Genomic DNA, 13,013 nt, shown 5'->3' on the forward strand with positions numbered 1-13,013 from the left:
ATTCTCCCTTTCAAATCTTTCGCTGCAGGTTCGGTTGTTCCTGCATTTTTTCCTTATTATATAATATATCATTCGACGGACTTTTGCAAGCGTTTTAAAAAAGTCCGTCAAATTGTTTTCACTTTATACACAATTGTCCTTGTATGACGGACAGACATAATAGAGCTGTAATCGGTCAATTTACAATTTACATCAAACCATAACACACGTATTATACATCATAGCGCACAATACAGATTAGTCTCCCATGCGGGAATGTACATAAGATGTCTCATATACAGCTTTAATTCGGGATTTATCTCGTGTACCTTGAGGGGCAGCTCGAAAATGTCCCCGTTTCGGTGATAAAGGGCGCAGATAAGCCTGCTTCCCGATTTAAGTGAGCATTCGCAGCCCTCGAGCGCCTCAGCTTCCGCTCCCTCCACGTCCATTTTTATAAGGGTGGCATTGGGGCAAAGGCTGTCACCCGTTGCTCCGCGGACGGTTTTCAGCTTCACGCCGCTTCCGTCTGTGAGCTTGGAATTTCGCCCCGAACGGTCGGAAAAGGTCAGCTCGGTATTTTCATTCCATGCAGCTGCATTCACAAGGGTGATGTTTTCCATTCCCTCGGTATTTTTCGTAAGCTTGCGGAAATTCCGTGTATCGGGTTCAACGGCATAGATATGCTCATATTGTCCCTTTGTAAGCTCATTCATCTCAATGACCGTATCGCCGTTGTATGCGCCCATATCAATATAACGCTCGGAGTGGGTGAGAAGGATAATGCTCTGCCATATCTCCGATTTTTCGGCGGTGCAGCGGTGAAGATATTCTATCTTTCCGCTTATTCTGAAATTAATGATATCTGCAAAGGTCTGCTTTGAGAAGTCGTCCGCAAGGATATCGTAAACCTTCTGAATTTTTTCGGCATTTTCCATGCAGTATTCATAGGTAAAAAGCCCCTCGCCCACAACGGGAACGTCGGGGGCAAGGAGTGTATGCCGCTTTGCCATTTCCGAAATGCGGCGATAGAGGCTTTCATATCCCGCTCCGAAGGCAAGGACGATTATAAAATCGTCTATGAGATCTTCTATCTGGGAAAGGGTATGGACAAGGTGTCCCTTGAAATAATGACCCCTGACGAACTCGTCACTGGCGAAAAAGCCTGCGGCGGTTATGCCGTATACATCGAAAACTCTGAGAATTTTCTCCGCCCCGTCACCCATTCCGTAGATGAAAACGGGCAGGTCGGTATTTTTGAGAAAGTCCCAGGAATTTTCCTTTTCGGTGATGAAATCAAGCATCGTTATCGTCCTCATCGGGGAATCGGTCAAAGTCGTGGTGAGGACGTCCGCCCGATATCATATCTCTGCCCCTGATACTGTAGGCGTCACGCTGTTTTTCCACCTGCTCGTCAAGGAGCTGCAGAAATTTTCTCGGCTCTTTTACTGACTTTACCTCTTTCATGGGCGTATCAACGTCCTTCACGTTTATTATTACGGTGCCGCAGCCGAAAAGTCTCTGACCAAAGGGCAGGACAAGCTTTTTATCGTTTACGCGGTACAGATCAAACTCGTCCTCCTCGATATTCAGAAAGCCCTTTCGGGTGATGAATTTCTTCTCTGTCAGGAAATATCTTGTAAAGGAAATGGGCAGTCCGAAGATAGTCCGCTTCTTGTCTGTCCAGATATAGTCAAAGTCGGCTTTCATAGGAGGTTTTCCTTTCTTTGAAAATTATTTGTGCTATAATAATATATGGGGAATTGTTACTGCTCTCGAACCCGCAGCAATGCGCCTTGGGGCGCATTGTGTTAAGGGTTGCGACCCTTAACAATCCCGGGGATGGGGAATGTGTCTTGTTCCAAGACCGCCCTCTATCGCAGGGCGGGGCTTGTTTACAAGACCAATCCCCTCTTGAAAAACAGTCCACCGGACTGTTTTGGGGTTCACCCCTTGCGGAGCTCCTTCGTAAAAGGGATTTCGCAGATAAACTCTGTTTATCATTGCGGAGGGCGACGAGGGGCTCTGCCCCCTCGACCCCCGCCACCTTTGAAAAGGCTTGAGCGAAACTTTTACCTTTTGGTAGCCGTTAGTTTTGCGATGCTATTATTTTAATGCTGCCAAAGCTCTCTTACCGATATCATGGCGATAATGGGCATTCTCAAAAGAAATCTTCTCCACAGCCTTATAAGACCTCTCAAGCGCCTCGGGAAGTGTATCTCCCGTTGCGGTCACGCCGATAACACGTCCGCCGTTAGTGTAGAACTTACCGTTTTCGAACTTTGTTCCCGCATGGTAGACAAATGCGCCGTCCACCTGTCCCTTATCGTCCATGCCGCTCATCTCAAGTCCCTTGGGATATGACTGAGGATAGCCGCCCGATGCCATTACAACGCAGGTACAATACTCCTTCTTCCACTTGATATCAACATCGGCAAGTGTGCCGTTGTAAATTGCCTCGAAGATCTCGCAGAGGTCGCCGTCAAGGAGGGGGAGCACTACCTGTGTTTCGGGGTCGCCGAAGCGGCAGTTATATTCTATTACCTTGGGGCCCTTGGGGGTTATCATAAGTCCGAAATAGAGGCAGCCCTTGAAGGTCCTGCCCTCGGCGTTCATAGCGTTCATTGTGGGCAGGAATATCTTCTCCATGCACTCCTTTGCCACTTCCTCGGTGTAGTAGGGATTGGGAGCAACAGTGCCCATGCCGCCTGTGTTAAGTCCCTCGTCGTTATCATAAGCGCGCTTATGGTCCATTGAGGATATCATGGGAATGATGGTCTTTCCGTCGGTAAAGGACAGCACCGACACCTCGGGACCCGTTAAAAATTCCTCGATAACAACAGTTGCGCTGCTGTCGCCGAACTGTCTGCCGTCTATCATAGACTTGACCGCTTCAACGGCTTCCTCCTCGTTCTGTGCGATTATAACGCCCTTTCCCAGAGCCAGACCGTCAGCCTTGATAACAGCGGGATAGCTGTTCTGCTTTTTAAGATATGCAATTGCCGACTCGCTGTCAGAGAACACCTCGTAAAAGGCGGTGGGGATATTGTATTTCTTCATAAGCTCCTTGGAGAACACCTTGCTGCCCTCGATTATTGCGGCAGCCTTATTTGGTCCGAAGGTCATTATGCCCTCGGCATTCAGTGCGTCAACCATGCCCATTACAAGGGGATCGTCGGGGGCTACGGCTACCATATCAACGCCCAGCTTCTTTGCAAGCGCCACAACTCCCTCTATATCCGTTGCCTTTACGTCAAAGCACTCCGCATAGCGGGAAATTCCGCCGTTTCCGGGGGTGCAGTAGAGCTTTTCCACCTTGGGTGACTCTGCAAGCTTCATAATGATGGCGTGCTCGCGTCCGCCGCCGCCTACTACTAATATTTTCATATTCTCAAGTCCTTTCGGATGATTTATTCCTGGGATCCTTTGCGTATGCATATACCGCTGATGCGGCTATTGTTATTACCGCTGCTGCGTACAGCAGGTATGAGAGGAGACTTACCACATTTGAGCGGAAAGGGCAGATATCCTCCCGTCAGCTCTGTGAGAATGCTTTTCTGAAACAGGCTTGAAAGCAGGAGAAGCAATGCCCAGAGGATAAGTATTATCTGAGAGATCATTGCCGCTGTTTTTACAGAGTCCTCTGCCTTGAAATTGTCCATGGTATCAGTCCTTTTTTAAAACGGGAACGGGGATAGTACATATCCTCATTCCCGAAAATATCAGTGATGGAAAAGTCTGATGCCTGTGAATGCCATAGCAATATTGTACTTGTTGCAGGTCTCGATAACGTTGTCGTCACGGATAGAGCCGCCGGGCTGAGCGATATACTCTACGCCCGATTTATGCGCTCTTTCGATATTGTCGCCGAAGGGGAAGAATGCGTCGGAGCCCAGAGCCACGCCTGTGTTCTTAGCAAGCCATTCCTTCTTCTCCTCGCGGGTGAGGACTTCGGGCTTCTCGGTGAACACCTTCTGCCACTCGCCCTCTCTCAGCACGTCCTCGTACTCGTCGCCGATATACACGTCGATCGCATTGTCGCGGTCGGCACGTCTTACATCGTCCTTGAAGGGCAGAGCCATTACCTTGGGGTTCTGTCTGAGCCACCAGTTGTCAGCCTTCTGTCCTGCAAGACGTGTGCAGTGGATACGGGACTGCTGTCCTGCGCCGATGCCGATAGCCTGACCGTCCTTTACGTAGCAGACGGAGTTGGACTGGGTGTATTTAAGGGTAATGAGGGAGATGAGCAGGTCTCTCTTCTTATCCTCGGGGATAGTCTTGTTGTCGGTAACGATATTCTCAAGAAGAGCATTGTTGATATCAAGCTCGTTTCTGCCCTGCTCGAAGGTAATGCCGAACACCTGCTTGCGCTCAATAGGCTCGGGAACGTAGCTTTCGTCAATTTTGATGATATTGTAGGTACCCTTTCTCTTGGACTTGAGAATTTCAAGAGCCTCGTCGGTATAGCCGGGAGCGATAACGCCGTCGGAAACCTCTCTCTGTATCATCTTTGCGGTGCATACGTCGCATACATCGGAAAGGGCGATAAAGTCGCCGTAGGAGGACATTCTGTCAGCGCCTCTTGCTCTTGCATATGCGCAGGCAAGGGGTGAAAGCTCGCCCAGGTCGTCTACCCAGTAAATTTTCTTGAGTGTATCGGAAAGAGGCTCGCCTACTGCTGCGCCTGCGGGGGAAACGTGCTTGAAGGAGGCCGCTGCGCAAAGTCCCGTTGCCTTTTTAAGCTCACGTACCAGCTGCCAGCCGTTGAATGCGTCCAGCAGGTTTATATAGCCGGGCTTGCCGTTTAATACCTCGATAGGCAGATCCTTGCCCTCGATAAATATTCTTGAGGGCTTCTGATTGGGGTTGCAACCGTATTTTAACTGCATTTCGTTTGACATTTTTTTATCCTCCATACTGAAAAATTATTCGCTCTTGGCGTACTTGTTGATTATTCTTGACTCGTATTTTCCTGTAGCAATGTCGATGTATCTTACGAAAAGGGATACCTTGTTATCCTCGTTGAGAGCGTTCCATACCTTGGAAGCAAACTCGTCAATGCTGTCATTGCCGATCTCCACCTTCTTAGGCTCGCCCTCAAAGCTGGGGAGAGGGTTTCCGTCGCCCATATAGGTGTGGATAAAATGACCCACGCCGTTTAAAGGAGAGGAGTAGCTGAATGTAAATCTCTCGCGGCAGTCGGGGTTGCCGTCTGCGGACTTGAGGATAGACATCGCATAATTATACTCCCCGTTTCCGATATGCATAATGCCGGAAATTCTGGGGGTGTAGTTGGGGGCGTCGTCCTCGTATTCACGGGTCCTGAGGGACTGCTCAAAGGTCTGCTGCTTGTCCATAAGCTCGTAAATGGTATCGGTCTGGTCGCCGTTTGTCACGATAGTCTTATTTCCCAGCACTCTTACGGGAGAGTAGATGATAAGATGGGGGTCGGAAAGCTTGGAGGGGTCTGCGGCTTCGGTCTTGATGCCGTCCTCTGTTTCGGTGAACACGCGGTTTCGGGAATTAACGCTTCTGCCCATAATGAAATAAGCGGTAACTGCGGTCTTTCCGTCGGCTGATCTGCCGATAACAATTCCTCTTCCGGGGTATGCGTTTGTTTTAAGCTCGTTTTCGAGAGATAATGTTTTCATTTTTATGATCGTCCTTTCGTGAGCATTTTGAAAATCCTTGATTTTCAAACATTCCTTTCATTCTTCGGCATATGCAACGCCGTTTTCTATGCGTATCTTATCTTCGCAGAGCAGGGAAACTGCCTTGGGAAGTATCTTCCACTCTGCCTGCTCCATTACCCTGCGCTGGAGCATTTCGGGGGTATCGCCGTTTTGCACTTCCACCGCCTTCTGTAGGATTATGGGACCTCCGTCGCAGACCTCGGTAACGAAATGAACGGTGGCACCCGTTACCTTTACGCCCCTTGCAAGAGCCTCCTCATGGACTTTAAGCCCATAGTAGCCCTTTCCGCAGAATGATGGGATAAGTGCGGGGTGGACGTTCACCATTTTGTATGGGTACGCTCTGCACACCTGCTCATCGAGAATGGTCATAAAGCCTGCATAGACTATGATATCCGCATTCTCCGCCTTGAGCGTTTCAAGCATTGCCTTGCTGTATTCGTGACTGTCGGCGTAGTCCTTTCGTGGGAGAACTATGCCCTTGATGCCGTTCTGAGCAGCTCTCTCAAGTGCATAAGCGCCCTCCTTGGAGGAGATGACGCAGGTTATCCTTCCGCCCTTTATCTCTCCTCTTTTCTCGGCGTCGATAAGCGCCTGGAGATTGGTTCCGCCGCCCGATACAAGTACGACTATATTTTTCATATCCTTGACCGTCCTTAATCAAAAAATCCGTTATCATTTGAGGAGTCGTTTATCTCTCCCGCTGCTTTGAAGCTGAATACTGCGGCTGCGATATAGAGAGCGTCTCCGAACAGGGAAAAAATTGCCATGCCGTTTATAAGCCCTGCCATTCTGTTTCCGACTAGCGCAATCATCAGAAGCAGCACAAATATTATGCTGCCTATGAAGGATATCACATAAAATACACCTGCCGCCTTTGCGCCGTTCTTTTTCGGCTTGCCGTATATTATCCAGCTTATTATGGCGGCGATTATCCCCGGGAGATTAAGCGAGCATATTGACCACACAAGGGCTATTGAGCCTGCCGCTACAGCTTTTTTAAGGTTTGAATTACTCATTTTGCTCACCTTTGATTTAATCAAATGCGGCTGTAAGCTATTGCCACAGCCGCATATCGGCATATTTATCAGCAGATGATAACGCCCTCGTCGCTTTCGACAAGCTCGCCCATTACATAGGCTTCCTCGCCTGCCGCCCTGATAGCGCTTATTGCCTTGTCAGCGTCATTCTTGTCAACAACAACAGCCATTCCGACGCCCATATTGAATGTATTGAACATATCTCTCTCGGGTATCTTGCCCGTTTTTGCGATAAGGTCGAAGATGGGCAGCACCTGTACTGCGTTTCTCTCGATCTTTGCGGAGAGACCTGCGGGGAGAGAACGGGGAATGTTCTCATAGAAGCCGCCGCCTGTGATATGGCTGATGGATTTTACATTAACGGCGTCAAGAAGGCTCATAACTGCCTTTACGTAGATCTTTGTGGGGGTAAGGAGACAGTCACCGAGAGTTGTTCCCAGGTCGGACTGATGTCTTGCCAGGTTCTGCTCGGTAACGGAGAACACCTTTCTTACCAGGGAGAAGCCGTTGGAGTGAACGCCGCTGGACTTGATGGCGATCATTACGTCTCCCGCCTTCTGAGTTGTGGGGTCGAGTATCTTGTCCTTGTCAACAACGCCTACAGTAAAGCCTGCAAGGTCATACTCGTCCTCGGGCATAAGACCGGGGTGCTCTGCGGTCTCGCCGCCGATGAGGGCGCACTCAGCCTGAACGCAGCCTTCTGCTACGCCCGAAACTATCTGAGCTATCTTCTCGGGGAAATTCTTTCCGCAGGCGATGTAATCTAAGAAAAACTGAGGCTTTGCGCCGCAGCAGATAACATCGTTCACGCACATTGCAACGCAGTCGATTCCAACTGTGTCGTGCCTGTCGAGGAGGAATGCTATCTTGATCTTGGTGCCTACGCCGTCTGTTCCCGAAACGAGAACGGGCTTGCTTATGCCTGTAACGTCAAGCTCGAAGAGTCCGCCGAAGCCGCCGATGCCCGACATAACGCCCTTTGTCATTGTTCTGGCAACATGAGCCTTCATAAGCTCAACTGCCTTGTAGCCGGCGGTTACGTCAACGCCTGCTTCCTTGTAGCTTTCGGAAAAACTTTTCATTATTTTGCCGCCTTTCTGAGAGTATTGCTCTGCATTAAGACGGCAGAGAAATTTCTCTCGGGGTTATATTACTTTGATGATTTCTTGATCTTGAATTCAAACTTATCCTTGGGTATCTCCTTTGGAACGGGAGCAGGATAATTTCCCGTAAAGCAGCCGTCGCAGAACTTGCAGTTATCATTTCCCGTAAGGCTGTTTACGGCTTCAACGCTCAGATATCCCAGTGTATCCGCGCCAATTTCCTTGCATATCTCGGGAATGGACATACGGCAGGCGATAAGGTTCTCCTTGCTGTCGATATCCGTGCCGAAATAGCAGGGGTTTGTAAAGGGAGGGCAGGAAATACGAACGTGTATCTCCTTTGCGCCTGCCTCGCGGATAAGGTTTACAATGCGCCTTGAGGTGGTTCCTCTAACGATGCTGTCATCTATAAGAACGACCCTCTTGCCCTTAACGGTCTCCCTTACCACATTGAGCTTTATCTTCACCGAATTGGTGCGCTCGGTCTGGCTGGGCTGGATAAATGTCCTTCCCACATAGCGGTTTTTGATAAATCCCACTCCGTAGGGAATGCCCGAAGCGTTGGAGAAGCCCAGCGCCGCGTCAAGTCCGCTGTCGGGAACGCCTATTACAACGTCTGCGTCAACCGGGTGCTCCTTCCAGAGGTATTCACCCGCCTTGAGCCTTGCCATATGAACGCTTGAGCCCTCTATCACCGAATCGGGACGGGCAAAGTATACATACTCGAAAACGCACATATGGGGCTTGGGGCTGATATGTGTATCAATGGAGCGAAGTCCGTTCTCGTCGATAATTACTATCTCGCCGGGGCGGACATCTCTGTAGAACTCTGCGCCGATGCTGTCAAATGCGCAGGTCTCCGAAGCAACAACGTAGGAGCTGCCAAGCCTGCCGATGGAGAGAGGCTTGAAGCCTATGGGGTCTCTTGCGGCGATGAGCTTCTGAGGGGACATTACCACAAGGGAATATGCTCCCTTTATCTTCTCCATAGCCTTTTCCACCGCTTCCTCAATGGAGGAGCATACAAGGCGCTGCTCGGTTATTGCATAGGAAATTACTTCGGTATCGTTTGTGCTGTGAAATATTGCGCCTTTAAGCTCATATTCCGTTCTCAGCTCGTAAGCATTGGTGAGATTTCCGTTATGAGCGATCGCAAGGGGACCCTTTACGTGGCGGACAACAAGGGGCTGGGCATTGGAGCGGTTGGAATTTCCCGTGGTGGAATAACGCACATGACCGATGGCGATATTACCCTCTCCGAGAGCCTCAAGCCTGTCCTTATCGAAAACCTCGTGAACAAGTCCTAAGTCCTTGCGGTATGTGAACACGCCCGAATCGTTCACTACAATGCCGCAGGACTCCTGACCTCTGTGCTGGAGAGCGTAGAGACCCATATATGTCTGCATGGCAACGCTTGTGTCGTCGGGGCTGTATATGCCGAATACTCCGCATTCTTCGTGGATACCGTTAAACACTGATTATCAATCCTTTCCGTTCCAGCAATAGCTGCACAGCTTGTCGGCAGGCAGCCCTACTGCACGGACGGTTCCCTCCAGAGACTGGAACTCAAGTGATGTGAGCTTCAGTCTGCGGCAGATCTCGTCTCTGAGCTTCTTTCCCCGCTCTGTTGAGCTATCGCTGTACTCCTCGATATATTTGACGCCCTCGGCGCCCTCAAGCTCGTCGATTATTTTGCGTGCAATGAGGTCAAGCTCTGATGTGCTTCTCGAGAAGTTAAGATACTTGCAGCCGTACATAATGGGAGGACAGGCGGATCTCATATGGACCTCCTTGGCGCCGTTTGCGTAAAGGAACTCAACGGTCTCTCTCATCTGTGTACCGCGTACAATACTGTCGTCAACAAAGAGCAGCTTTTTGCCCTCGATCAGTTCGTGAACGGGGATAAGCTTCATTTTTGCCACCTGGTTCCTTATTGCCTGATTTTGGGGCATAAAGCTTCTGGGCCAGGTGGGGGTGTATTTGATAAAGGGTCTTGCAAAGGGTATTCCGCTGCGGTTTGAATAACCGATAGCGTGGGGAATTCCCGAGTCGGGAACGCCGCATACATAGTCAACATCGGGGAGAGCGCCGTTCTTGATGTCCGTCTCCGCCATTATCTCGCCGTTTCTGGTACGCATGGTCTCAACCGTAACGCCCTCATAAACGGAGTTGGGATAGCCGTAATATGTCCACAGGAAGGTGCATATCTTCATATCCGTGTGACCCTCGGCAAGGACTTCAACGCTGTCGGCGGTGATCTTAACTATCTCACCGGGCAGCAGCTCGCGGTAGGTCTCATATCCCAGCTTCTGGAACGCAAAGGACTCAAAGGAGCAGCAGTAGCCGTCATCGCGTCTGCCGATTATGATAGGCAGCCTGCCCTTGTTGTCTCTTGCGGCGATAATGCCGTCCTCGGTAAGGATAAGCAGGGAAACGGTGCCGTCTATCTTCTCCTGCATATATCTGATACCGTCAGCGAAATTATCCTTCTGTGCGATAAGTGAGCCGATGATGGAGCTGGAATTTACCTTGCCGCTGCTCATTGCCTCAAGGCTTGCGGAGCAGTCGCTCAGTATCTCGTTTCTCAGTTCCTCGGCGTTGTTTATGATACCGATATTGCATACTGCGTAAAAGCCCATTTTGGAGCGCAGCAGGATAGGCTGGGGGTCTGTATCGCTTATGCAGCCGATGCAGAGCTTGCCCTCCATCGCAGCAATGTCGTTTTCAAACTTGGTCCTGAAGGGAGAGTTTTCAATGCTGTGGATACTGCGCTGAAAGCCTCTCTCGGGGGAATAGGCAGTCATACCGCCGCGGCGGGTGCCTAAATGGGAGTGGTAGTCAACTCCGAAAAAGACGTCGCTTATGCAGTCATTCTTTGATGCTGCTCCGAAAAAGCCGCCCATGGACTTATTCTCCCAGGATACGCTTCATCATTTCCTGATAAGCTTCCTCTACGCCGCCCATATCTCTGCGGAAACGGTCCTTGTCAAGCTTCTCGTGAGTGGTGCTGTCCCAGAAACGGCAGGTGTCGGGGGATATCTCGTCTGCCAGGAGTATCTGACCGTGAAATCTTCCGAACTCGATCTTGAAGTCGATAAGGTCGATATTGTGCTCCTTGAAGAACTTGAGCATAAATGCGTTAACAGCAAATGCATACTTGGAAATGGTGTCTATCTCCTCCTGAGTGGCAAGACCGAGACCCAGAGCATAGTAGCTGTTGATGAAGGGGTCGCCCAGATCGTCATTCTTGTAGGAAAATTCAAGTGTAGGCTGCTTTAAGGGAGTGCCCTCTGCAATGCCCAGCTTCTTTGAGAAGCTGCCTGCTGCAACGTTTCTCACAATTACCTCCAGAGGAACGATCTCGACCTTCTTAACGATAGTCTCTCTGTCGCTTATCTCCTCAACGAGATGGGTAGGGATACCCTCCTTCTCAAGGAGCTTAAACATAAAGTTTGTCATCTTGTTGTTGATAACGCCCTTGCCGCGGATAGTTCCCTTCTTCTCGCCGTTGAAAGCGGTAGCGTCGTCCTTGTAGTCAACGATAACATAGTCGGGATTATTTGTGGCAAAGACCTTTTTAGCCTTGCCCTCGTAAAGCTGCTCGCCTTTGATGATGTTTTCCATAGTATTTATCCTCCTGTATATTTACAAGTTTTATATTTTACTCTTACAGCTCGTCCACCATTTTCTGAAGCTTCTCGTTCTTAGCCACAACGCCGTCTATCATATCCTGCTTAGCCTTTTCAAGCTTTTCGGAAAGGGCGTCGTCGGAGAGAGCCAGCATCTGAATGGCAAGAACTGCCGCATTCTTTGCTCCGTTTACCGCAACGGTGGCAACGGGAATGCCCGAGGGCATCTGAACTGTGGCAAGGAGAGCGTCAAGTCCGTCAAAGGACGATCTTATGGGGATACCGATAACGGGCAGAGTGGTGTGACCTGCGATAACGCCTGCCAGATGAGCCGCCATTCCTGCGGCGCAAATGATAACGCCGAAGCCCTCAGCCTTAGCCTTTGAAGCAAACTCGGATGCCAGCTCGGGGGTGCGGTGAGCGGACATTACCTTAGCCTCAACAGGCACGCCGTATTTTTTCAGCTCGGCGATACAGTCCTTTACAATGGGGAAATCGCTGTCAGAACCCATTATTACAGCAACTTTTTTCAACTACATCAATCCTTTCAGCCAAAAACAAATAAAACTGCGGCAGTCTGACCACAGTTATTGTTGTTTGTAAAGCTATACAGTTAAAAAAGAGTGCAGAAATCCCATAGCTCTCAGAAGCAGGCTCTGAGAACCGCCGCTCATATATCCCGACATTTTTCTGCAGGTCAGATATAAGAAGCTTTGCATAACGGAAATTCCTCCACAAGTTTCCTGTGCCCAAAATGGCATACCGCCCGATGGGGCACACTGATACATATATATTGTAACTGATTTGAAAGTAAAATGCAAGCCTTTAGGGCAAAATATTTTTGGAATTTAAAAATTTTACAAAATCTATGTAATATTATGATACGGCTGTATCATACGGCATAAAGCATTGATGGAAATTCCGTTAATCTCTGCATAATAAAAAAATATAAATTACCTCTTGCTTTTTTCTGATTTTATGATAAAATAGAAGTATAGAGTGCGGAGCTTTCCGTACAATTTTAAGGAGGTACATACTATGGCTTACAAAATTTCCGATGACTGCATCAGCTGCGGCGCATGCGCAGGCGAGTGCCCTGTAGGAGCAATTTCCGAGGGCGACGGCAAGTACGTTATCGACGCTGCTACCTGCATTGACTGCGGTTCCTGCGAAGGCGTATGCCCCGTTGGCGCACCCCAGGCTGAATGATCATAGCTTACAGCAGATTTTCAGAGCTTTCGGCTTTCCGAAGGCTCTGTTTTTTTTGGCAAAAATCACAAATCACAAAAAAGCCTCTCCCCGAAGGGAAAGGCTTTATTTGTGTTATATCGTAAGATTATTCGTTAACCTTAGTAACAACGCCTGATCCTACTGTACGGCCGCCCTCACGGATAGCGAAGCGGAGACCTTCCTCAATAGCGATAGGAGTGATAAGCTCAACCTTGATCTCAACGTTATCACCGGGCATGCACATTTCCTTATCAGCAGGAAGCTCGATAACGCCGGTAACGTCTGTTGTTCTGAAATAGAACTGAGGTCTGTAGTTGTTGAAGAAAGGAGTATGACGTC

14 protein-coding genes and 1 pseudogene are annotated in these 13,013 nt (G+C 49.4%); 1 reads left to right on the forward strand and 14 read right to left on the reverse strand.

Annotated elements, in window-relative coordinates:
• Positions 1-218: 218 nt before the first annotated feature.
• The 13 genes from ACI4J0_RS05270 to purE all read right to left on the reverse strand — a co-directional run bounded on the left by ACI4J0_RS05270 (position 219) and on the right by purE (position 11,977).
• Positions 219-1,283 carry an FkbM family methyltransferase gene (locus tag ACI4J0_RS05270; RefSeq protein ID WP_439764765.1) on the reverse strand — a complete coding sequence of 355 codons (1,065 nt, stop codon included), beginning with the start codon at positions 1,281-1,283 and terminating at the stop codon, positions 219-221.
• The gene (locus ACI4J0_RS05275; RefSeq protein ID WP_439764766.1) at positions 1,276-1,689 is read right to left on the reverse strand and encodes a PH domain-containing protein; all 414 of its coding nucleotides are present in this window, start codon (positions 1,687-1,689) and stop codon (positions 1,276-1,278) included. Before ACI4J0_RS05275 ends, ACI4J0_RS05270 begins: the two co-directional genes overlap by 8 nt.
• A gap of 396 nt (positions 1,690-2,085) precedes the next feature.
• Positions 2,086-3,366: a phosphoribosylamine--glycine ligase gene (purD, locus tag ACI4J0_RS05280; RefSeq protein ID WP_439764767.1), complete on the reverse strand. Its 1,281-nt coding sequence runs from the start codon at positions 3,364-3,366 to the stop codon at positions 2,086-2,088.
• A gap of 23 nt (positions 3,367-3,389) precedes the next feature.
• A complete protein-coding gene (locus tag ACI4J0_RS05285) occupies positions 3,390-3,641 on the reverse strand; it encodes a hypothetical protein (RefSeq protein WP_439764768.1) in 252 nt (83 codons plus the stop codon).
• 60 nt (positions 3,642-3,701) lie between these two features.
• Complete coding sequence (locus ACI4J0_RS05290; RefSeq protein WP_439764769.1) at positions 3,702-4,880, reverse strand: phosphoribosylaminoimidazolecarboxamide formyltransferase; 1,179 nt, start codon at positions 4,878-4,880, stop codon at positions 3,702-3,704.
• Between the two features lie 24 nt (positions 4,881-4,904).
• Positions 4,905-5,630 carry an IMP cyclohydrolase gene (locus ACI4J0_RS05295; protein ID WP_439764770.1) on the reverse strand — a complete coding sequence of 242 codons (726 nt, stop codon included), beginning with the start codon at positions 5,628-5,630 and terminating at the stop codon, positions 4,905-4,907.
• A 57-nt stretch (positions 5,631-5,687) separates the two neighbouring features.
• On the reverse strand, positions 5,688-6,314 hold the full coding sequence (gene purN, locus ACI4J0_RS05300; protein WP_439764771.1) for a phosphoribosylglycinamide formyltransferase: 627 nt from the start codon (positions 6,312-6,314) through the stop codon (positions 5,688-5,690).
• Between the two features lie 14 nt (positions 6,315-6,328).
• Positions 6,329-6,691: a hypothetical protein gene (locus ACI4J0_RS05305; protein ID WP_439764772.1), complete on the reverse strand. Its 363-nt coding sequence runs from the start codon at positions 6,689-6,691 to the stop codon at positions 6,329-6,331.
• A gap of 68 nt (positions 6,692-6,759) precedes the next feature.
• Positions 6,760-7,794 carry a phosphoribosylformylglycinamidine cyclo-ligase gene (gene purM / locus ACI4J0_RS05310; RefSeq protein ID WP_439764773.1) on the reverse strand — a complete coding sequence of 345 codons (1,035 nt, stop codon included), beginning with the start codon at positions 7,792-7,794 and terminating at the stop codon, positions 6,760-6,762.
• 68 nt (positions 7,795-7,862) lie between these two features.
• Positions 7,863-9,290 (reverse strand): amidophosphoribosyltransferase, encoded by a 1,428-nt coding sequence (purF, locus tag ACI4J0_RS05315; protein WP_439764774.1) that lies wholly within the window; start codon positions 9,288-9,290, stop codon positions 7,863-7,865.
• Positions 9,291-9,296: 6 nt separating this feature from the next.
• On the reverse strand, positions 9,297-10,718 hold the full coding sequence (locus tag ACI4J0_RS05320) for an amidophosphoribosyltransferase (protein WP_439764775.1): 1,422 nt from the start codon (positions 10,716-10,718) through the stop codon (positions 9,297-9,299).
• Between the two features lie 4 nt (positions 10,719-10,722).
• A complete protein-coding gene (purC, locus tag ACI4J0_RS05325; RefSeq protein ID WP_439764776.1) occupies positions 10,723-11,439 on the reverse strand; it encodes a phosphoribosylaminoimidazolesuccinocarboxamide synthase in 717 nt (238 codons plus the stop codon).
• A gap of 43 nt (positions 11,440-11,482) precedes the next feature.
• Entirely contained in the window at positions 11,483-11,977 is a 495-nt protein-coding gene (gene purE, locus ACI4J0_RS05330) for a 5-(carboxyamino)imidazole ribonucleotide mutase (protein ID WP_439764777.1), read from the reverse strand.
• Positions 11,978-12,482: 505 nt separating this feature from the next.
• On the opposite strand from purE, the gene ACI4J0_RS05335 reads away from it, so the two are divergent.
• On the forward strand, positions 12,483-12,653 hold the full coding sequence (locus ACI4J0_RS05335; RefSeq protein WP_439764778.1) for a DUF362 domain-containing protein: 171 nt from the start codon (positions 12,483-12,485) through the stop codon (positions 12,651-12,653).
• Positions 12,654-12,780: 127 nt separating this feature from the next.
• Here the strand turns inward: ACI4J0_RS05335 and tuf are convergent.
• Positions 12,781-13,013, reverse strand: a pseudogene (gene tuf / locus ACI4J0_RS05340) (elongation factor Tu); the annotation flags it as partial.

Origin of the sequence: Huintestinicola sp. (assembly GCF_051882455.1) — a bacterium.
Taxonomy (GTDB): Bacteria; Bacillota; Clostridia; order Oscillospirales; family Ruminococcaceae; genus Huintestinicola.

Coding starts and splice junctions, on each gene's coding strand:
- ACI4J0_RS05270 (WP_439764765.1), bottom strand. CDS start 1,283: ATGCTTGATTTCATCACCGAAAAGGAAAATTCCTGGGACTTTCTCAAA.
- ACI4J0_RS05285 (WP_439764768.1), bottom strand. CDS start 3,641: ATGGACAATTTCAAGGCAGAGGACTCTGTAAAAACAGCGGCAATGATC.
- purD (WP_439764767.1), bottom strand. CDS start 3,366: ATGAAAATATTAGTAGTAGGCGGCGGCGGACGCGAGCACGCCATCATT.
- ACI4J0_RS05320 (WP_439764775.1), bottom strand. CDS start 10,718: ATGGGCGGCTTTTTCGGAGCAGCATCAAAGAATGACTGCATAAGCGAC.
- purC (WP_439764776.1), bottom strand. CDS start 11,439: ATGGAAAACATCATCAAAGGCGAGCAGCTTTACGAGGGCAAGGCTAAA.
- ACI4J0_RS05305 (WP_439764772.1), bottom strand. CDS start 6,691: ATGAGTAATTCAAACCTTAAAAAAGCTGTAGCGGCAGGCTCAATAGCC.
- purN (WP_439764771.1), bottom strand. CDS start 6,314: ATGAAAAATATAGTCGTACTTGTATCGGGCGGCGGAACCAATCTCCAG.
- ACI4J0_RS05290 (WP_439764769.1), bottom strand. CDS start 4,880: ATGTCAAACGAAATGCAGTTAAAATACGGTTGCAACCCCAATCAGAAG.
- ACI4J0_RS05295 (WP_439764770.1), bottom strand. CDS start 5,630: ATGAAAACATTATCTCTCGAAAACGAGCTTAAAACAAACGCATACCCC.
- ACI4J0_RS05335 (WP_439764778.1), top strand. CDS start 12,483: ATGGCTTACAAAATTTCCGATGACTGCATCAGCTGCGGCGCATGCGCA.
- ACI4J0_RS05275 (WP_439764766.1), bottom strand. CDS start 1,689: ATGAAAGCCGACTTTGACTATATCTGGACAGACAAGAAGCGGACTATC.
- purM (WP_439764773.1), bottom strand. CDS start 7,794: ATGAAAAGTTTTTCCGAAAGCTACAAGGAAGCAGGCGTTGACGTAACC.